The organism is Burkholderia sp. S171 (assembly GCF_009766085.1).
Classification (GTDB): domain Bacteria; phylum Pseudomonadota; class Gammaproteobacteria; order Burkholderiales; family Burkholderiaceae; genus Caballeronia.
Genome location: NZ_LMUF01000030.1, coordinates 152550 through 171707, shown reverse-complemented (window position 1 = coordinate 171707; position 19158 = coordinate 152550). Strand labels below are relative to the sequence as shown.

The window sequence follows — 19158 nt, the reverse complement described above, 5'->3', positions numbered from 1 at the left end:
AACGGATTGCTCTCATGTCTTCGCCCAAACACGCAAAAGTGCTGATTCTCGGTTCCGGCCCCGCCGGCTACACCGCCGCTGTCTACGCGGCGCGTGCCAACCTGTCGCCGTTGCTGATCACGGGCTTGGCGCAGGGCGGTCAACTCATGACCACCACCGACGTCGAAAACTGGCCCGGCGACCCATTGGGCGTGCAAGGCCCGGAACTGATGCAGCGTTTGCTGGAGCACGCCGAGCGCTTCAACACTGAGATTGTCTTCGATCACATCCACACCGCCAAGCTGACCGAACGGCCTATCCGCCTGATCGGCGACTCGGGCGAGTACACCTGCGACTCGCTGATCATTGCGACGGGTGCATCGGCGCAATATCTGGGCGTGCCGTCGGAAGAAGCGTTCATGGGCAAGGGCGTGTCTGCTTGCGCAACCTGCGACGGTTTCTTCTACAAGAACGGCGAAGTCGCCGTGATCGGCGGCGGCAACACGGCCGTGGAAGAGGCGCTGTACCTGTCGGGTATCGCCAAGAAGGTGACGGTAGTTCATCGGCGCGACAAGTTTCGCGCCGAGCCGATCCTGATCGACCGCTTGCTCGCGAAGGAAAAGGAAGGCTTGGTCGACATCAAGTGGAACCACGTGCTGGACGAAGTCACGGGCGATGCTTCCGGCGTGACCGGCTTGCGCATCAAATGCACCGACACCGGCACGACCAGCGACGTAGCGCTGCAAGGCGTGTTTGTCGCGATCGGCCACAAGCCGAATACGGACCTGTTCGTCGGCCAGCTCGAGATGAAAAACGGCTACATCATCACGCACGGCGGCCTGCAAGGCAACGCGACGGGCACGAGCATTCCGGGCGTGTTCGCCGCCGGCGACGTGCAGGATCATATCTATCGCCAGGCTGTCACCAGTGCCGGCACGGGCTGTATGGCCGCACTCGATGCGCAGCGCTATCTTGAAAGCATCGACGAAAACCCCGCCGTGCACTCGATGAGCGCCGAAGCGGAGCGGTAAGCGGCGAAAGAGGCGGCGTCTGAGTAACAAGAATTTCTGCGCCGCTCGAATACGCGTCGGTATTGCCGTGTTGGTATGCCGATTACAAAGAACGCCGGTTACGATCCCCTGGATCGGCCGGCGTTTTCATTTTGAGCGCGGTCGTCGCCGGATGAAAATGGGTCAGAAAACGCCCGCCCCGCCGATTTTTCCTCTTCCCATGTTAAAAAGGGTTTCCGATAGCGGCTGAACCATGTTCCGCCGCCGTGCATTTTCTTCCGCCGTGCAATGCCCAAGAACCTGCCCCATCCGAACGAACCCAAGCCGAAACGCCCGCGCGACGCCGCGCCGGGCGCTGCCGCCGCTGCGCCGAAGGCCGCTGCGCCGACGCCGGAAGCATTGTCGGCAGCCTTGAAACGCGACGGCCTCGCCGGACTCGGCGCGTTGCGCAGCTCGCTTGAGGCCACTGCGGCCAAACGCAAGATACAGCGCGCCGCGGCCGTGCTGGCCGAGCGGGAAGCCGTGGCGGACGCGGATGTGTTCCGTCGTTCGATCGGCGAAGTGGAACCGCTGAAAGTCCCGCCCCGCATGCCGCTGCCGCGCGTGCCGCCGTCACCGCTGCCGTTGCAGACGCGTCTGGATGAAGAAGCGGTCCTGCACGAAGCGCTCTCCGACGAATTCGATCCCGAAAGCCTGCTCGATACCGACGACTCCCTCTCCTATTGCCGCCACGGCGTGCGTCAGGAAGTGGTGCGCAAACTGCGGCGCGGCGCATGGATCGTGCAGGCGCAACTCGACCTGCACGGCATGCGGCGCGAGGAAGCGCGTGAGGCACTGTCGGAATTTATCCGCGAGTCTGTGAAACGCGGGCTGCGCTGCCTGCGCGTGATTCACGGCAAGGGACTTGGGTCGATCGGACGCGAACCGGTGCTCAAGGGCAAAGTGCGCGCGTGGCTCGTGCAGAAAGAGGAAGTGATCGCATTCTGTCAGGCGCGGCCGCACGATGGCGGCGCGGGCGCCGTGCTGGTGCTGCTCCAGCCGGGCAGCTCGCCGCAGCATCACAGTCATCCGCAAGACCGGGATCACGTGCCTCACAGAGATCACGACTCCGACCACCGGCGCGACCAGCGAAAGGAGCTGTGACCGTGCATCCCAGGCTCACGCTGGCTATCTCGATCATGGAAGCGTTCGCGATCTTCGCGTATGCGATTTCCGGGTTGATCGAAGCGAGAAAGCGCCGGCTGGATGCCGTCGGGGCCTTTCTGGTGGCGCTTGCCACCGCTTTTGGCGGCGGCACGATGCGCGATGTGCTGCTGTCGCGCCGGCCGTTTTACTGGGTCCAGCATCAGGACTATGTGATCGTCATCTTCATCATGGCGATTTTTGCGCCTTTCCTGCTGCGCACGACCACCCGCCTGTTCGATCAGCGGGCGTTGCTGATCGCCGACGCCATCGGGCTAGGTCTATTCAGCATTTCCGGGACGTCAATTGCACTCGATGCGGGAATGCCCGCGTTCACGGCGGCCATGATGGGCGTGGTGACGGGGGTATTCGGCGGCATCATGCGGGACGTGCTCTGTAACGAGGTGCCGTTGATCCTGCGCGATTCGCGCCCGTATGCGGTATGTGCGTTCGCGGGTTGCTGGCTGTATCTCGGACTCGACTGGCTAGGGCTGGAAGGGGTGTACAACGTGCTGATATCGACCGGGTTCACATTAATCGCACGGCTGGTCACGCTCAAGCTGGACGTGCGTTTACCGCACTGACCCGTGCTCGCTGCAGGATCGCAACGCCGGCCCCGCCCACACGCGCCAGCGAAAGCCGCCGGCTATTTGCTACAATCTGTCCTCGATTTTCGCCTTATTTCCGGCATTGCATTTACTTGCATTTACGTTAACTCGTTACGTCAACTCCACCTCAACGGTCGATCGACCCGCAGACTGAACATGAACATCGAGCAAGCGCGTTTCAACATGATCGAACAGCAGATCCGTCCCTGGGATGTGCTGGACCAGGACGTCCTGAACCTGCTGTCGATCGTCAAGCGTGAAAATTTCGTTCCGGCCGCGTATCGCAACATCGCGTTCGCGGATCTCGAAATTCCGCTGCCCGCCGGCCAACACATGCTGTTTCCGCGAGTCGAAGCGCGGGTGCTGCAGGAACTGGCCGTGAAAAAGCACGAAATCGTGCTGGAGATCGGTGCTGGTTCGGGTTACATGGCGGCTCTACTCGCGGCACGCGGCCGTTCGGTCACTAGCGTCGAAATCGAGCCCGAACTCGCGAAGCTGGCTGCAGAAAACCTGGCGGCGAACGGCGTGTCGAATGCGCAGGTCGTGCTCGGTGACGGCGCGCTGGGCTGGAAAGAAGGCGAGCCCTACGACGTGATCTGCGTCTCGGGCGGCCTGCCAGTCATGCCGCAGGAATTCCTCGATCAGTTGAAGATCGGCGGCCGGCTGGCGGCGTTTGTCGGCGGCGCGCCGGTCATGAAGGCGCAGATCATTACGCGCGTGGACGAAAAGCAATTCCGCGTCGCCGATATTTTCGAAACGCTGATCCCGCCGCTCAAGAACGCCGTGCATCCGTCGCGCTTCAAGTTCTGACACGGCTAGGTTTTACGTTCGGACTCGCGCTGGCGCCCATGGCGTTACGCGACGAGTCCGAAGCATCACGCTGCAAGCTGCACCTTTGTGTGTGCGGGTAGCACCGGCGGGCCGCCCGGCTCGCCGTCGCTCACCATTTTCACCGGAATCCCATGCAAAATCTGTCCGCACCCGAACTGGCCGAATGGCTCGCCGATACATCGCGTCCCGCCCCTGTCCTGCTCGACGTCCGCGAACCGTGGGAAATCGAAACCGCCAAGCTCGCCAACATTGTCGCCATCCCGATGCGCGATATCCCCGCCCGCAGCGAAGAACTGGACGACGAAGCGCAGGTCGTCTGCATCTGTCATCACGGCGCCCGTAGCGCGCAAGTCGGCATGTTCCTGGAATCGCGCGGCTTTACGCAGGTGTTCAACCTGTTCGGCGGCATTGATGCATGGTCGCGTCAGGTCGACCCGGCCGTTCCCACGTACTAATCCGGCCGCTGTCGTTTTAGTCGTTCTACCCCAATCCGATCACCGGTCCCGGACGAATCGCATGCGCCCGATGTTCGCACTTGCGCTATGCAGTCTTGGCACCGGGTTTGCGTGCTCGCCGGCTTCGGCCGTGAGTCTCAATCAGCTCTACGACGAAGCGCTTGAAACCGACGCGCAGCTTCAGAGCGCGCGTGCCGGCCTCACCGCCGACAGCGAGCAATTGCCGCAAGCCCGCGCGAAACTGTTGCCGCAACTCTCGGCGTCGGTGACTGCCAGCGAGCAGCGCACGGAACTTGGCGGCGGCTTCCCGGCATCGACGGGCAATAGCAACGGTTACACCGTTTCGCTGACGCAACCGCTCATCAACGTCGCGAGCTGGCAAGGGTATCAACAAGGCCAGATTGCCCTGACGTCCGCGCAGGCGCAGTTCGCAGCCGCCCGTCAGGACCTGATCGTGCGGCTCGGCCAGGCGTACTTCGACGCCCTTTCCGCGCAGGACAGCGTGGCAATCGTGCGCTCGCAAAAGGCATCGATTGCCGAGCAGCTGGAATCGGCGAAACGCTCGTTCGATGTCGGCCAGTCGACCATCACCGATACCAACGAAGCCCAAGCCAAATACGATCAGGCGATCTCGCAGCAAATTGCGGCGCAGAACGACCTTGAGGTAAAGCTGGCGGCACTGGAGCAGATCGTCGGGCATCCGGTGACGCGCGTGGACGGTCTGGCGCAGGGCGTGACGCTGCCGCCGCCTGTTCCCGCCGACATGCAGCAATGGGTCGACATGGCACGCGACGCGAACTATCAGGTCGTGCTCAAGCAACTGGCGGTGGCGAACTCGCAGCGCGAGACATTGAAGGCGAAGGCCGGCCACTATCCGACGCTCGATCTGATCGCAAGCTACGGGAAAAACAGTCTGGGCGCGGCAGGTGCCGGCAACTTCGGTGGAAATTTCGGCGGCGGTTTTGGCAGCGGCGCGAATACGCTCTCGCCAGAGGTACCGGCGGCCACAGCCGAACTGGGCAATTACGGCGCGTATTACTCCAACGCGACCGTCGGCGTTCAGCTCACCATTCCGTTGTACGAAGGGGGCGCCACGCAAAGCCGCGTGCGCCAGACGCTGGCGCTGGAAGACAAGGCGGCAGCGGACCTGGACGCGGCGCGGCGGTCGGCGGCGTTATCGGCGAGACAGGCGTTTCTTGGGGTATCGAGTGGACTCGCACAGGTCCGCGCGCTCCAAACCGCAGAACAATCCGCGCGGACGTCGCTTGAATCGAATCTGCTGGGGTATCAGGTGGGCGTGCGGATCAATATCGATGTGCTCAACGCGCAGGACCAGCTCTTTTCGGCACGACGCGATCTCGCGAAAGCGCGCTACGACACGCTGATCAATTCGCTGAAGCTGAAGGCATCCGCGGCCAGCCTGACCGATAGCGATGTGCTCTCGCTCAACACGCTGCTCTCGCCTACCGACGACACCGCGCTGATTGCATTGCCGGTGGCGCCGAGCGTGCCGCATCCGGGCGCGGCGGCGCGTAAAACGAACGCGGTTGGCCGCCGCTCGATGCCGCAATAAAAAACCGCGGGCTTCTTTTAGAAAAGAAGCCCGCGGTTTTCTTAAAGCCCGTAAAACTCAAACCACGTTCATTGCCAACGCACTCTCGCGATAATGCAGGCTCGCCTTTTCGCTATCGCCGAGTTGTTCGTGCAAACGAGCCAGCGCCCGATGCGTGCGAATCTTCAACGGTTCGTTGTCCGCGAGCTTCAATGCCGACTCCAGGAACGCCTGCGCCTTGCCCCACAACTGCTGATGCAGACACAACCGCCCAAGCGTGAACATCAGGTCCGCGTCTTCGGTGCGCTCCTTCTGCCACGCTTCGGCGCGCTGAATCAACGGCAATGCGTCGCCGGGTGACGCGCAATCCGGATACCGCCGCAACAAGCGCGCGTCCCAGTTGTGATTCAACGCTTCCTCAACGATCTTCCGTGCGTCGTTCCTTCGATCCAGCGCGATCAGCAGTTCGGCAGCAAGATCCGCAAGACGAGGCGATTGCCGCTCAGTCGCCGATAACGACTGCCAGAACTCCAGCAACGCGTCCGGGTTATGACGGCGGTCACGCAGCAAATTCTCCGACGCAACCTGACGCAAGCGCACCGCGACCGCCGGATGCAGCGCCTCGCGTTTCTCCAGCGTCTTGACGAGCTTCAGCACTTCGCCCCAGTTCTTCAACTGCTGCTGCGCGCGCAACGCAATCTGCTGCGCATGCAGCCGCCGGCCGCCCTGCGCCTGCATCTCGGTCAATGCAACCAGCGCGCCGTCCGCATCGCGGCCATCGGCGCGCATGTCGGCGGTGGCCATCAACCGTGCGTCCTGCCAGTCGCTGTCCTGCACCTTGGCGAGCCATTCGTCGCGACGGGCATATTCGTTCATCTCATGCGCCGCCTTCGCACCGATCAGTCCTGCCGCGCCCGCGTTTTCATCGGCGATCAGGGAATCGCGTGCGGACTTCTCCGCCTTGGAAAAACGTCCCGCATACAAATGGCCGATGGCATCGCGCAACGCGGCATTTGCCTTCGCGAGCCGCGAACGGGTCCGGTACGCCGACACGCGCTGCGGCATTTTCAGCACGCTGCGAACGGCGCGAAGCACGGTGTAGATCACGATGAACGACACGACCAGCGCCACCACGAACAGATTCAGCGATATATCCACCCGATAAGGCGGCATGACCAGCAGCACTTGCCCGCCGTCGAAGACGCCGACGAGCGCCAGGCCCGCAGCTGCTGCGAACAGCAGTACAAACCAGATGAGTCCGCGCATCGTCATCATCCGCCTCGCTTGAACTGGTGGACTGCCGCGAGACTCGCGTTGAGATCAGGCACGGTGACCGCGAGCGACGCCTGATCGACCTGCTGCAAGAGCGTATGAACGGCCTTGACCTTGCCCGACGACTGATCGAAATAGCGGCCGATTGCCGTGTCCGCTGCATGAAGATCCGACTTGAGCGCGGGTTCACTGCGTGACAACAACGACAACCGCGCCGACAACAAGCGCAGCTTCACGTTTTCGCGCACGAAATAACCTTGATCCGGCGATGCAAGCATCGCGTCGGCGTTATCGATACGACGCACCGTCACCAAGCTCGACAACTGTTGCCCGATACCGCTGGCAATCTGCTGCAACCACACTTTCCAAACTGGCTGGCCGGTCGCGGCTGCAATGGAGGCGGTGTCGCGCGGGGTATCGGCGTGGGCGGTGGCCGGCGTGATCGGCGCTTCGCCCGCCAACGGCAGGGAGTCGATCTGATCGATTGCTGTATCGAGCTTGATGGCCAGCCCGGTGAGATCCGTGGACGGCGTTGCGTGCAGCTTATCCATGTCCTGCGCGATGGCCTTGCGGATCGTCACGATCTGCGGACCCGTTGTGGCGGCCAGGCGCGTATCCGCGCTTTGCAGCGCGAACAGCGCGAGCTGGACGTTGCCGGTGAGCTGCAACTGCTGGCTCGCGCTCGACAGGATCTGCTCGACTTCGGCGAGCGTCCAGTCATCGCGATTGCTCGCCAGATCCTGGTATTGCTGTTGCAGCGCCTGGCTTTGCGCTTGCGCGTCGGTGAGTTTGCCCTGGAACTGGATGATCTGCGTGTTGATCACCGACACCGAACTGGCGGCCTGATCGGCCTGTGCACGCAACGCGGCCGTTTGCGCGTCGCTCGCTTGCAAACGTTGCGCGAGTTGCGCGTCGCGCTGATCGAACTTGCGGTTGAGCATGAATCCGCCCACGCCCGCGACCACCACGACAATCAGCAGCACCAGCCACAGCAGCGCAGTGCCCGCGCCGCCGCCACGCTGTTTTGGCTGAGACTCGTAGGGCGTGAACGGTGTGTTCGGCGGGTTCGACGACGGCGACGAAGTCGACGTAGCGGACTGCGGGGCGGTTTTACTTGAATCGATCGAATCAGTCATGCGTGATTGAGCCGGTTGGTGAGCCGGGTTTGAAGCCGGCCTGGAATCCGTCGGCGCGGACTCCTGGTTGGTTTGACTGGATTGGCTGAACGGCGCTGCCGTCGAGGCCTTGTATCCATGTTCCGGCGCTTTTGCAACCTGCGCGCCGGGTTCTTGTTCGGCTTTTCGTTGATTCGCGGTCGGTTCCGATGCTGCAGCGAAGATGCCGGCAAGCGCCTGGACGATACGCTCATCGCCGGCGCCGGACACCGTAATCCTATCAAAACCCGCTTGCCGCGAGGCTTCGGCAATACGCGGATGCGGCGTGACGAGTGGCACGTGCTTGAGCGTGAGGGTTTCATCGACGGTGAGATGCTCGCGGGCAAGCTCTTCGAGATTGCGCACGCCTTCCGAGCTCGTCAGCAGCCACGCGTGCGGCTCGCCAGCGAGCAATGCGTGAATGCGTTCCCAGTCGCGCATGGATGGTTCCGGCACGATGCGCCGGTACGCCGCGACCTTCTCCACGTTCGCGCCCGCAGCACTGAGCGCGTCCGCCAGCCACTCACGGCCGCCGTCGCCGCGCACGATCAGTACACGTTTGTCCTTGAGACCATCGGCGCCGAAATGCGCTTCGATAGCCGCATGCAACGCCTCGGAATCGTAACGAGGGTCCGTGGGTGTTTCGGTCACCGTCGCGCCGGCCGCCGGGCTGATGATCGTATAGGCGGGTGCCGTCACGCCTTGCCGGGCGAGCGCCGCCACGCTGCCGGGGCCGACTACGCCCACCGGTATTTGCGTAGGCCACGCTGAACTGAGCGCGGCAAACGCGTGATCGATTGCGTTCGGCGACACGAACACCACCAGCGCAAAGCCAAGCGGTGCGGGCGCGTAAAGCTCGCCGAGCGCGGCGTGCAGCGGCGCGGCATCGGTCACCGTGCCGATATCGATGAGCGGAAACTCGATCGACTCGAAACCAGCGCGAGCAAGCAGCGCGAGCAACGCGACCGACTGGCCCAAAGGACGCGTGACTACAACGACTGGTCGTGGCGTTGGCCGTCCAGCCGATGAATGGGCAGATCCTTGAGCGCTCGCCATCAGTCGGCAGGCGAGGCAGCGGGAGGAACGGGAGCAGCGGGAGCAGCGGGAGGAAGATGCGCGCCGCTCGCGGTGCTCAACTCACGGACGATATCCATTGCGCCTTGCGCCTCAAGTTCGGCCGACACGCGACTGCCGAGATCCAGCGCGGCCTGTACATCAGCGGCCGCGGCCGAGCCTTCTGCGCGCAGGACCCGCGTGCCGTCGACAGTCGATACACACCCGCGCAGATGCAGCACGCCGTCGCGCCAGTCGGCATAGGCGGCGAGCGGCACTTCGCAACTGCCGCCGAGCGAGCGCGACACCATCCGTTCAGCTTCGACCGCTGCGGCCGTTGCATGATGATGCAAGGGTGCGAGCCACGCGGCGAGATTGTCGCGGCCGGCGCGGATCTCGATACCCAGCGCACCTTGCCCTGCAGCCGGCAGGCTGATTTCGACCGGCAAACTGGCGCGGATCCGTGATTCGAGGCCAAGGCGTTTCAACCCGGCAGCAGCAAGGATGATTGCCGCGTAATCACCGCGATCAAGTTTGCCTAGCCGGGTATCGAGGTTACCGCGCAACGGACGGACATCGAGATGAGGGAATTGCATGCGCAACATGGCTTCGCGGCGCAGGCTGGACGTCCCCACGATGCTGCCCTCAGGCAGCTCCTCGAGCGACGCATAGTGCGGCGAGACGAAGGCATCGCGGGGATCTTCGCGTTCAAGAATCGTGCTCAGCGTGAAACCGTCAGGCAGTTCCATGGGCACGTCTTTGAGCGAATGCACGGCCAGGTCGGCGCGGCCGTCGGCGAGCGCAGCTTCCAGTTCCTTGACGAACAGGCCCTTGCCGCCGACCTTCGATAAGGTCCGGTCGAGAATCTGATCGCCGCGTGTCGTCATTCCGAGGATTTTGACGTCGCAAGATGGATATAATTTGTGCAGCGCAAACCGCACGTGCTCAGCCTGCCACATGGCTAGACGGCTTTCCCGCGAGGCAATGACCAGACTGTCGGGCGGTGGCGTGGAAGGCGTCTCGGAGTTCATTGCAGAGTCAATCGGATGACGGGATGGATAACAAACAATGGTAGCACGCACGCCATTGCCTAATTACAGTCGGACCTCGCGCCGGAGCGCCACGGCGCGTGGCTTCGAGCAAAGCGGCAGGACGGAGACAGCAAGGGCGTGCCGCATCGCGCGGCATCGCCGGGGCCGCATTTTATCGCGTGGCCGCGGCAGGACGCCTTCGCAATCTCAGGTTTCATCCGCTACGGTGTAGTGAGGCATGGCAAAGCAGTCGAACGTCGCACCGGCCGGCGGTCTCGCGCCTTTTCGTTTTCTGGCGCTCGGCCCCCTCGGTATCCTGTCTCTGGCTTTCAAGAGGAATTCAACGTGACGTCTCCCGGATCGGCGCGCAACGCCCGCCCCCGCCGCAACGCTGTATCGAAGGATGCTTCTTCCGCCGCGCCCGCCAAGGCGCCTGCCGTTCGTAGTCGCGCGGCCACCGTCGCCAAGGCGTCCAAAACCGCCACCGCCGTGAAAAAAACGGCTGCGGCCGGGACCCCTAAACGTGTGACGAACGGCCGCGCTGCCGCCCCCGCCGCTGCTGCCGCGCCCGCGGAAATCGTGAAGAATGGCAAAGCCCCCAAGGCCCCTTCTCGCGCGCGCGACACCAAGGACCATCCGCTCTTCGAAGACATCCGCTATCTCGGCCGCCTGCTTGGCGACGTGGTGCGCGAGCAGGAAGGCGATGAGGTGTTCGATGTCGTGGAAACGATTCGTCAGACGGCTGTGAAGTTTCGTCGCGAAGAAGACAACGAGGCATCGCAGACGCTCGAAAAGCGCTTGAAATCGCTCTCGCCCGAGCAGACGGTGAGCGTCGTGCGCGCGTTCAGCTACTTCTCGCATCTTGCGAATATCGCGGAGGACCGGCATCACAACCGGCGTCGCCGGATTCACGCGCTTGCCGGTTCCACGCCGCAGGCCGGCACGATGGCCTATGCCATCGAACGCCTGAAGGCGAGCTCAAATGCGAAATCAGCGAAAGCGACGCTGCAAAAATTCTTCGATGACGCGCTCATCGTTCCCGTGCTGACCGCCCACCCGACTGAAGTCTCGCGCAAGAGCATTCTGGATGCGCAGCACGAGGTCGCACGGCTCCTGGCCGAGCGTGATCAGGAACTGACCGCGCGCGAACGGGCGCACAACGAAGCCATGCTGCGCTCGCGCGTTACGTCGCTCTGGCAAACGCGGATGCTGCGCGACGCCCGCCTGACCGTTGCCGATGAAATCGAAAACGCGCTCTCGTATTACCACGCGACGTTTCTCGAAGAAATCCCCGCGCTTTACGCCGATATTGAAGCCGCACTGGCCGAGCACGGCCTGCCCGCGCGTCTGCCGCCATTCCTGCAAATGGGCAGCTGGATTGGCGGGGATCGCGACGGGAACCCGAACGTCACCGCGCCCACGCTCGTGCACGCCATCACGCGCCAGGCCACGGTGATCTTTGAACATTATCTCGAGCAGGTTCACAAGTTGGGCGCAGAGTTGTCTGTGTCGCATTTGCTGGCCGGCGCGAGCGACGCACTGACGACGCTTGCCGATGCTTCGCCAGATTCGTCGCCGCATCGTATCGATGAACCCTACCGGCGCGCGCTGATCGGCGTGTATGCACGGCTGGTGGCGAGCGCCGATGAGCGGCTCGGGCGTGGCCTGGTCGCGGCGCGTAGCCGTCATCCGGCGAAACCGTATGCATCGGCGGCGGAATTTGCAGCCGATCTCAACGTGCTGATCGAATCGCTGGCCGCGCATCACGGCGAGTATTTATCCGCACCGCGTTTGTCGCCGCTGGCGCGCGCCGCTGAGGTGTTCGGCTTCCATCTGGCGAGCATCGACTTGCGTCAAAGCTCGGATATCCATGAAGCGGTGATCGCGGAACTGCTCGCGCGGGCGGGCGTCCAGGACGATTACTCAGCGCTGCCGGAGGCCGACAAGATCGCGTTGCTGCTGAGCGAGCTGGCACAACCGCGGCCGTTGCGCCTGCCTTATTTCGATTACTCCGATCTCGCCAAGAGCGAACTCGGTGTGCTGGAAACGGCGCGCGTGACGCGTGAGAAATTCGGGACGCGCGCGGTGCGCAACTACATCATTTCGCACACGGAAACGGTCAGCGATTTGCTGGAAGTGATGTTGCTGCAAAAGGAAACGGGCTTGCTGCAGGGACGGCTGGGACATGCCAAAGACCCCGCGCACGATGGCCTGATGGTGATCCCGCTGTTCGAAACCATCGCGGACTTGCGCAATGCGCCGCACATCATGGGCGATTTTTTCGCGCTGCCAGGCGTGAGCAAGCTGGTCGAACTGCAAGGCGGCGAGCAGGAAGTGATGCTCGGTTACTCCGACAGCAACAAGGACGGTGGTTTCCTCACGTCGAACTGGGAGCTGTACCGGGCGGAATTGGCGCTGGTCGCCTTGTTCAAGCAGCACAAGACTACGCTGCGGCTCTTTCATGGCCGTGGGGGCACGGTTGGACGCGGAGGCGGCCCGACCTATCAGGCGATCTTGTCGCAACCGCCGGGTACCGTCGATGGCCAGATCCGCACGACCGAGCAAGGCGAAGTGATCGCGAGCAAGTTCGGCAATGCGGAGATCGGGCGTCGCAATCTCGAACTCGTGGTGGCCGCCACGCTCGAAGCGTCGCTTCTGCCGCACGAGAACACGCCGGCGCAGTTGCCGCTGTTCGAAGCCACCATGCAGACGCTGTCGGATTCGGCGATGGCCGCGTATCGCGCGCTGGTTTATGAAACGCCCGGCTTCAAGGAGTATTTCTTCGAATCGACGCCGATCTCGGAGATCGCCGAACTGAACATTGGCAGCCGCCCGGCATCGCGGAAACTGCAGGATCCAAAGCAACGCAAAATCGAAGATCTGCGTGCGATTCCGTGGGGTTTCTCGTGGGGTCAATGCCGCCTGCTTCTCACGGGCTGGTATGGCTTTGGTAGCGCGGTGACCGAGTTTCTGGATGCATCGCCCGATGCCGCCGAGCGCGCGCGCCGTCTCGGCACGCTCAAGAAAATGCACAAGACCTGGCCGTTCTTCGCGAATCTGCTGTCGAACATGGACATGGTGCTGGCGAAGACGGATATCGCGGTGGCATCGCGTTACGCGCAACTTGTCACCGATAAAAAGCTCCGCAAGCACGTGTTCGGCCGGATCGTGGCGGAATGGGAGCGGACGTCTAGCGTGTTGTCGGAGATTACCGGGAATACTGAGCGGCTGGCGAATAACCCGCTGCTCGCACGATCGATTAAAAACCGCTTCCCGTATCTCGATCCGCTGAATCACTTGCAGGTGGAGTTGCTGAAACGCCATCGAGCCGGGGATGACAATGTGCGGCTCGGGCGCGGGATTCATTTGACGATCAACGGGATTGCCGCGGGGTTGCGTAATACGGGGTGATGCAGCGGTAGTGACGTGATGAGCTTCATCAAAAAGCCGGCCTGTGTAGTTCACAGCCGGCTTTTTTCGTTACATCGCCACAGGGGCACTCGATGCGCTGCGTGCTTCCGCAGCGAGGTAGCGTTATGGGCAGATTTCGGAAGCGCCGCGGCATTCTTGGCCGTCTGGGTAGCTTGGTCATCGCATCTCACCATCGCTACAGGTTTTCGTCAGTATTTTCTTGCCGGCCGCAACGCTACAATGGCGCCCTCTTGTACCGGTACACGTCGGGCGGTTATTCTGGTATGTAAACTACCCGAGCCGCTGTCGGACTTTCCAAAGCGCGTATTGAGCCTCATGCCCTTGTTATCCACTGCCGCCGCTGCCAGCAAAACCGACGCCGCGCCCCCACTCGACGCCACGCCGGCGCGCGCGCTTGGCGACTTCATCCGCGCGCATCGGGAGCGGCTGTCGCCCATGGCCGTTGGCTTGCCGCCCGGCCCGCGCCGCCGGACGCCCGGCCTGCGACGGGAAGAAGTCGCCCAACTGTGCGGCGTCAGTCCGACCTGGTACACGTGGATCGAACAGGGACGGCCCGTGTCCGCTTCGGCCGACGCGCTTGCGCGCATCGCCGTGGCGTTGCAGTTATCACGGGCCGAACGAGCCTATCTGTTTGAACTGGCCGCCCAGCGGGACCCCGCCGAACCCGATCCAGCGGCGCAGGACGCGCCGGCAGCGCTGCTGAAATCGGTGGAACTGATCGATGCGCCCGCCTACGTCCTCGACCGGCAGTGGAACGCCTTGCGCTGGAATGCGCAGGCGGCGGAATTGTTCGTCGGCTGGCTGGACGGCGTTCAGGACCGTAATCTGCTCAGCTTCACTTTTACAGCGCCGGGCGCGCAGAGCTTGATCGTAGATTGGGAGACGCGTGCGCGAAGACTGGTGGCGGAGTTCCGGGCGGATTCGATCCGCCATCTGAACGATGCGCCCACGCGAGCACTCATCGATTCACTCAGCGCCGCCAGCGATGCGTTCACGCGTTTCTGGGCGTCGCAAGACGTCGGTGAACGGGAAGGCGGTACGCGGGAATTCCATCATCCAACCCGCGGGCGTCTGGTGTTCGACCAGATTACGTTCAAGCCGGCGCATCGGGAGGATTTGAAACTCGTGATGCTCGTGGGTGCCGACGCGGCGGGAATTCCCAACTGATAGCCGCAAAAAAAATGCCCGACCTATCCGGCCGGGCAAAGCCGTATCTCCCCGGCAGGGCCGGAGGAGAACGGGGACACATGGTGAGCTGCGTGCAGCGCTGATTGTTTCGCGCGCCGCAGAGCTCGTATCCGTTGTTACGTAGGTAAAAGCGAAACGGATGCATCCGGATGCAAAAAAACCAGTGCGGTTTGCTCTGATTATTTCGGTAAGATCAATCGCGCCGCCCACCCGACCGGTCCCATGACAACAACACTCCCGCACGACCCGACCCCCGACACCCTCGTGCAACTGCTCGATCGTGTCGCCAGCGAAGACGCCGCCGCGTTGCGCGCGCTCTACGATTTAACTTCCTCGAAACTGTTTGGCCTCGCGCTTCGTATATTGGTGAAGCGTGAGTGGGCCGAAGAGGTTTTGCAGGACGCGTTCGTCAATATCTGGCGATACGCGGGCGACTACAAAGCCGGCCTGTCCGCGCCGATGACCTGGATGGCGGCGATTGTCCGCAACCGGGCCCTCGATTATTTGCGGCGGCAAAAGGCCAACGGGGCAAGCGCCGAAACAGAATGGAGCGATGCGTTGGACGATACCTTGCCGGCAAATGAGGCAGATCCCTCCGAGCAGATGTTGATGAGCCAGGAAGCACGGCAACTCGCCATCTGCATGGGTCGGCTCGAAGCCAATCAGCGCCAAGCCGTGGCGCTGGCCTATCTGCGTGATCAGAGCCACAGCGAAGTGGCCGATGTCTTGAAAGTACCGCTTGGCACAGTGAAGTCGTGGATTCGGCGCGGCCTCGAAAAACTTAAAACGTGCCTGGGAGGTCTGTGATGGATCTGCATCGACACGCAGGCCTGGTAGACCAGCTTGCCGCCGAGTACACGCTCGGCGTGCTGCGCGGGGGGTCGCGCAGACGGTTTGAAACTATTTCGCAGCACGATCCGGCGATTCGCCTGGCCGTGGAAACCTGGCGTTTGCGGTTAACGGCGATGACCGAGCTTGGGGCCGCGGTCGCTCCGCCGCCGGAGATCTGGCCGGCTATCGAGCGGCGCTTGAATCTGGTGAACGCCCGGCGCGATGCCACTGCGGCTCGCCCGGTTCCACCGGTTCCGGCGCCCGCTCGTCCTGTTGCGCGGCCCAAGCCCAACTGGTTCGAGAACCTCTCGTTCTGGCGCGGCTGGTCGATCGCCGCCACGGCCATTGCGGCTATTGCGTTGGTCGTTTCCATTCGCGAGTTGTCTACCGTCGCGCCCGTGCCTGCCCCCGTGCCCGCGCCGCAAGTCGCGCAAGAACCGCGGATTGGTTATGTGGCGACGCTTGCCGATGACAAATCGAACGCAAGGATGCTGGTGACGTGGGACGACCGGACTTCCGAAGTGACCGTGCGCCGCTTGAGCGGTTCGTCGGATCCATCGGACAAGTCCATGCAGCTCTGGGGCCTCCCCAAGGCAGGGCACCCGGTTTCGCTTGGCGTTCTGCCAGTCGGGGGAACCGCGCGCTTCAAGGCGGCTTCTGTGGATGCGTATCCAATGTTGGCGGTGTCCGTGGAACCTGTGGGCGGATCGCCTAATCCGAATGGGCCGACCGGCCCGGTCGTCTATACGGGTAAGGTGATTCCGGCAGCTTGACGGTTGTCGTTTGGGCTTGGGTGGAAAGGGGCGTCGCGAGGCGTCCCTTTTCTTTTGTGGCCGGCGGTTAAGTCGCGCGTGGCTCGGCGACGATCGTGCTGTGCGGTCCCCTTCCCGCCGTTCGATGGTTGCTCGTTCTCATTGCCTGTAAAATCGCCAGTTCCGCGGGTTTCTATCTTACGAACATCACTATGACGTCCCAATTGCACAAAAAAGGCGAAGCCTGGTCGGCTCGCTTCAACGAACCGATGTCCGATCTGGTCAAGCGCTACACGTCATCGGTGTTCTTCGACAAACGCCTCGCGCTTGTCGATATCGAGGGATCGCTGGCCCATGCCGCCATGCTGGCTGCGCAAAAGATCATCGCCGATGCGGATTTTCAGTCCATCCAACAAGGCATGACGCAGATCCGCGGTGAGATTGAACGCGGTGAATTCGAGTGGAAACTCGATCTGGAAGACGTCCACCTGAATATTGAAGCGCGGCTGACGGCGCTGATAGGCGATGCCGGCAAACGCCTGCATACCGGCCGTTCGCGCAACGATCAGGTCGCGACCGACATCCGCCTGTGGCTGCGTGGCGAAATCGACCGCATTAGCGACCTGCTGGTCGAACTGCGCCGCGCTTTGATCGATATCGCCGAGCAAAACGCCGAAACGATCATGCCCGGCTTCACCCACCTGCAAGTCGCGCAACCGGTGACGTTCGGCCATCACCTGCTGGCTTATGTGGAAATGTTCAGCCGCGACAGCGAGCGGTTGCTCGATTGCCGCAAGCGCGTGAACCGCTTGCCGCTTGGCGCTGCCGCGCTCGCTGGAACGAGTTATCCGATCGATCGTCACGCTGTGGCCAAGACGCTCGGCTTCGACGGCATCTGCGCGAACTCGCTCGACGCCGTGTCGGATCGCGACTTCGCCATCGAATTCACCGCGGCTGCCGCGCTGATCATGACGCACGTGTCGCGGTTCTCGGAAGAACTCGTGCTGTGGATGAGCCCGCGCGTTGGGTTTATCGACTTGGCTGACCGCTTCTGCACCGGCTCGTCGATCATGCCGCAGAAGAAGAACCCCGACGTGCCCGAACTGGCGCGCGGCAAGACGGGTCGCGTGAACGGGCATCTGATTGCTTTGCTGACGCTGATGAAGGGCCAGCCGCTCGCGTACAACAAGGACAATCAGGAAGACAAGGAACCGCTGTTCGATACCGTCGATACCGTCTCCGATACCCTCCGTATCTTTGCCGAAATGGCAGCGGGCATTACGGTGAAGCCGGACGCCATGCGTGCAGCCGCGCTGCAGGGTTTCTCGACGGCCACCGATCTTGCGGACTATCTGGTGAAACGCGGCCTGCCGTTCCGCGATGCACACGAAGCGGTGGCGCTGGCCGTGCGGATCTGCGTGGACCGTGGCTGCGATCTGGCCGATCTGACGCTCGATGAAATGCGCGCGGAATTGCCGAACGTGGCGCGTTTGATTGGTGAGGATGTGTTTGAATATTTGACGCTGGAAGGCTCAGTTGCGAGCCGGAATCACGCGGGTGGAACCGCGCCGGAGCAGGTTCGGGCGGCAGCGAAGGCGGCTCGGGCGGCGTTGGGGTAATAACACGCTCCCGCATCTTCTTGAATATCGTAGCTGAATCGACTACGATCGTAGCCAATCATGCTACGTTCCCCATCCGAAACGCTCTTCAATAGCTATCGCCGGCGTGTTCTTGGACTCCTGTTGCTTCGGCCAGACGAGTCCTTCCATGTCCGCGAGATCGCTCGTCTGACCGGCACCGCCGCCGGCACGCTTCACAAAGAGCTCAGCAAGCTCGCCGAGGCCGGCATTCTCGTCGCCGAGCGGCGCGCTAACCAATTGGTCTATATGGCTAATCGCGCGTCGCCGATTTACGATGAGCTAGCCAGCATCATGCGGAAAACCTCCGGGCTAAGCGACGTTATCGCCAATTCGATCGCGCCATGTGCCACGTTCATCGACGTCGCCTTCGTGTTCGGATCGGTCGCGCGAGGAGAGGAAACGGCGCACAGCGATATCGACGTGATGATCATTGGTGAAATCAGCTTTGCCGAGATTGTCAGACAGGTGTACGCAGCGCAAGCCACGCTGGGACGCGAGATCAATCCCAAAGTGATGTCGGCAAAGGAATGGCGCGCCAGTGTCGAACGCAAGGACGGGTTCGTGCTGGATTTGATGGACAAGCCGAAGATCTACGTGGTGGGTAACGAGCATGACCTTGCAAAACTTGTTGGGGATCAGCCTTGATTCAATAACGCCGAACCGCGAGACAATCGCGCGCCTGCTCGTCGCAGCGCAGCGCAATTTGCTGGACGCGCGACTCGACGCGCTGAGCCCGGAGAATCGCTTCGATGCCGCCTATAAAGCCATCATGCAGTTGTCCATGCTGGCTCTCAACGCCAACGGCTTCCGGACGCTGACCAGCCGGCCGGGACATCACCAGACCGCCATTCAGTCGTTGACGCTCACCATCGGCTTGTCGACCGACCGGATGATCGTGCTCGACGCGCTACGGAAACAGCGCAATCTTTCCGATTATTCGGGCGATCTCGTCACCGATGCCGCCGTGCGCGAATGCATGTCGAGCGCAACGGCGCTTCTCGATGATGTCCAGAAGTGGCTGACCGTTAATCGGCCGGAATTCGCTTAGCCGGTTAACTGAATGGGCAGTCCTAGCGCTCGGATTTTCTTGCCGGCCTTTTTCCCGGCTTACTTGGTCACGCTGGACAACGTGACTGATCGACACATCCCGACAGCGAACGAAGCATTTCCCGGATAATTCCCTGTCCA

Annotated in this window: 16 protein-coding genes; 13 read left to right on the top strand and 3 right to left on the bottom strand. The window is 62.4% G+C overall.

Features of this window, described 5'->3' with window-relative positions; translation table 11 throughout:
* Positions 1 to 14: 14 nt before the first annotated feature.
* The 6 genes from trxB (at position 15) to GSQ93_RS14630 (ending at position 5638) form a co-directional block, all read left to right on the top strand.
* Positions 15 to 1010, top strand: coding sequence for a thioredoxin-disulfide reductase (gene trxB / locus GSQ93_RS14655; protein WP_158936402.1), 996 nt, complete (start codon positions 15 to 17; stop codon positions 1008 to 1010).
* A gap of 267 nt (positions 1011 to 1277) precedes the next feature.
* On the top strand, positions 1278 to 2132 hold the full coding sequence (locus GSQ93_RS14650; protein WP_158936401.1) for a Smr/MutS family protein: 855 nt from the start codon (positions 1278 to 1280) through the stop codon (positions 2130 to 2132).
* A gap of 2 nt (positions 2133 to 2134) precedes the next feature.
* Positions 2135 to 2755: a trimeric intracellular cation channel family protein gene (locus tag GSQ93_RS14645; RefSeq protein ID WP_158936400.1), complete on the top strand. Its 621-nt coding sequence runs from the start codon at positions 2135 to 2137 to the stop codon at positions 2753 to 2755.
* 180 nt (positions 2756 to 2935) lie between these two features.
* Positions 2936 to 3589: a protein-L-isoaspartate O-methyltransferase gene (locus GSQ93_RS14640; RefSeq protein ID WP_158936399.1), complete on the top strand. Its 654-nt coding sequence runs from the start codon at positions 2936 to 2938 to the stop codon at positions 3587 to 3589.
* A 152-nt stretch (positions 3590 to 3741) separates the two neighbouring features.
* On the top strand, positions 3742 to 4065 hold the full coding sequence (locus tag GSQ93_RS14635) for a rhodanese-like domain-containing protein (RefSeq protein ID WP_158936398.1): 324 nt from the start codon (positions 3742 to 3744) through the stop codon (positions 4063 to 4065).
* 61 nt (positions 4066 to 4126) lie between these two features.
* The gene (locus GSQ93_RS14630) at positions 4127 to 5638 is read left to right on the top strand and encodes a TolC family outer membrane protein (protein ID WP_158936397.1); all 1512 of its coding nucleotides are present in this window, start codon (positions 4127 to 4129) and stop codon (positions 5636 to 5638) included.
* Positions 5639 to 5695: 57 nt separating this feature from the next.
* On the opposite strand, the gene GSQ93_RS14625 is transcribed toward GSQ93_RS14630, so the two are convergent.
* From GSQ93_RS14625 to hemC, 3 genes are read right to left on the bottom strand one after another with little or no spacing between them, the layout of a single operon-like run.
* The gene (locus GSQ93_RS14625) at positions 5696 to 6889 is read right to left on the bottom strand and encodes a heme biosynthesis protein HemY (RefSeq protein WP_174254631.1); all 1194 of its coding nucleotides are present in this window, start codon (positions 6887 to 6889) and stop codon (positions 5696 to 5698) included.
* A complete protein-coding gene (gene hemDX, locus GSQ93_RS14620; RefSeq protein ID WP_158936395.1) occupies positions 6889 to 9099 on the bottom strand; it encodes a fused uroporphyrinogen-III synthase HemD/membrane protein HemX in 2211 nt (736 codons plus the stop codon). The genes GSQ93_RS14625 and hemDX overlap by 1 nt, the downstream gene beginning before the upstream one ends.
* Entirely contained in the window at positions 9099 to 10127 is a 1029-nt protein-coding gene (hemC, locus tag GSQ93_RS14615) for a hydroxymethylbilane synthase (protein WP_158936394.1), read from the bottom strand. The genes hemDX and hemC overlap by 1 nt, the downstream gene beginning before the upstream one ends.
* A 345-nt stretch (positions 10128 to 10472) precedes the next feature.
* Here hemC and ppc point away from each other — a divergent pair, with 345 nt between their 5' ends.
* The 7 genes from ppc to GSQ93_RS14580 all read left to right on the top strand — a co-directional run bounded on the left by ppc (position 10473) and on the right by GSQ93_RS14580 (position 19018).
* A complete protein-coding gene (gene ppc, locus GSQ93_RS14610; RefSeq protein WP_158936393.1) occupies positions 10473 to 13538 on the top strand; it encodes a phosphoenolpyruvate carboxylase in 3066 nt (1021 codons plus the stop codon).
* A 336-nt stretch (positions 13539 to 13874) separates the two neighbouring features.
* Positions 13875 to 14726 (top strand): helix-turn-helix transcriptional regulator, encoded by an 852-nt coding sequence (locus GSQ93_RS14605; RefSeq protein WP_158936392.1) that lies wholly within the window; start codon positions 13875 to 13877, stop codon positions 14724 to 14726.
* A 243-nt stretch (positions 14727 to 14969) separates the two neighbouring features.
* Positions 14970 to 15554, top strand: coding sequence for a sigma-70 family RNA polymerase sigma factor (locus tag GSQ93_RS14600; protein ID WP_089163524.1), 585 nt, complete (start codon positions 14970 to 14972; stop codon positions 15552 to 15554).
* The gene (locus tag GSQ93_RS14595; protein ID WP_158936391.1) at positions 15554 to 16351 is read left to right on the top strand and encodes an anti-sigma factor; all 798 of its coding nucleotides are present in this window, start codon (positions 15554 to 15556) and stop codon (positions 16349 to 16351) included. Before GSQ93_RS14600 ends, GSQ93_RS14595 begins: the two co-directional genes overlap by 1 nt.
* Before the next feature lie 191 nt (positions 16352 to 16542).
* Positions 16543 to 17949, top strand: coding sequence for an argininosuccinate lyase (argH, locus tag GSQ93_RS14590; protein WP_158936390.1), 1407 nt, complete (start codon positions 16543 to 16545; stop codon positions 17947 to 17949).
* Positions 17950 to 18009: 60 nt separating this feature from the next.
* The gene (locus GSQ93_RS14585) at positions 18010 to 18615 is read left to right on the top strand and encodes a nucleotidyltransferase domain-containing protein (protein WP_158936389.1); all 606 of its coding nucleotides are present in this window, start codon (positions 18010 to 18012) and stop codon (positions 18613 to 18615) included.
* Entirely contained in the window at positions 18581 to 19018 is a 438-nt protein-coding gene (locus GSQ93_RS14580; protein WP_158936388.1) for a DNA-binding protein, read from the top strand. The genes GSQ93_RS14585 and GSQ93_RS14580 overlap by 35 nt, the downstream gene beginning before the upstream one ends.
* The last annotated feature ends 140 nt before the right edge of the window (positions 19019 to 19158 follow it).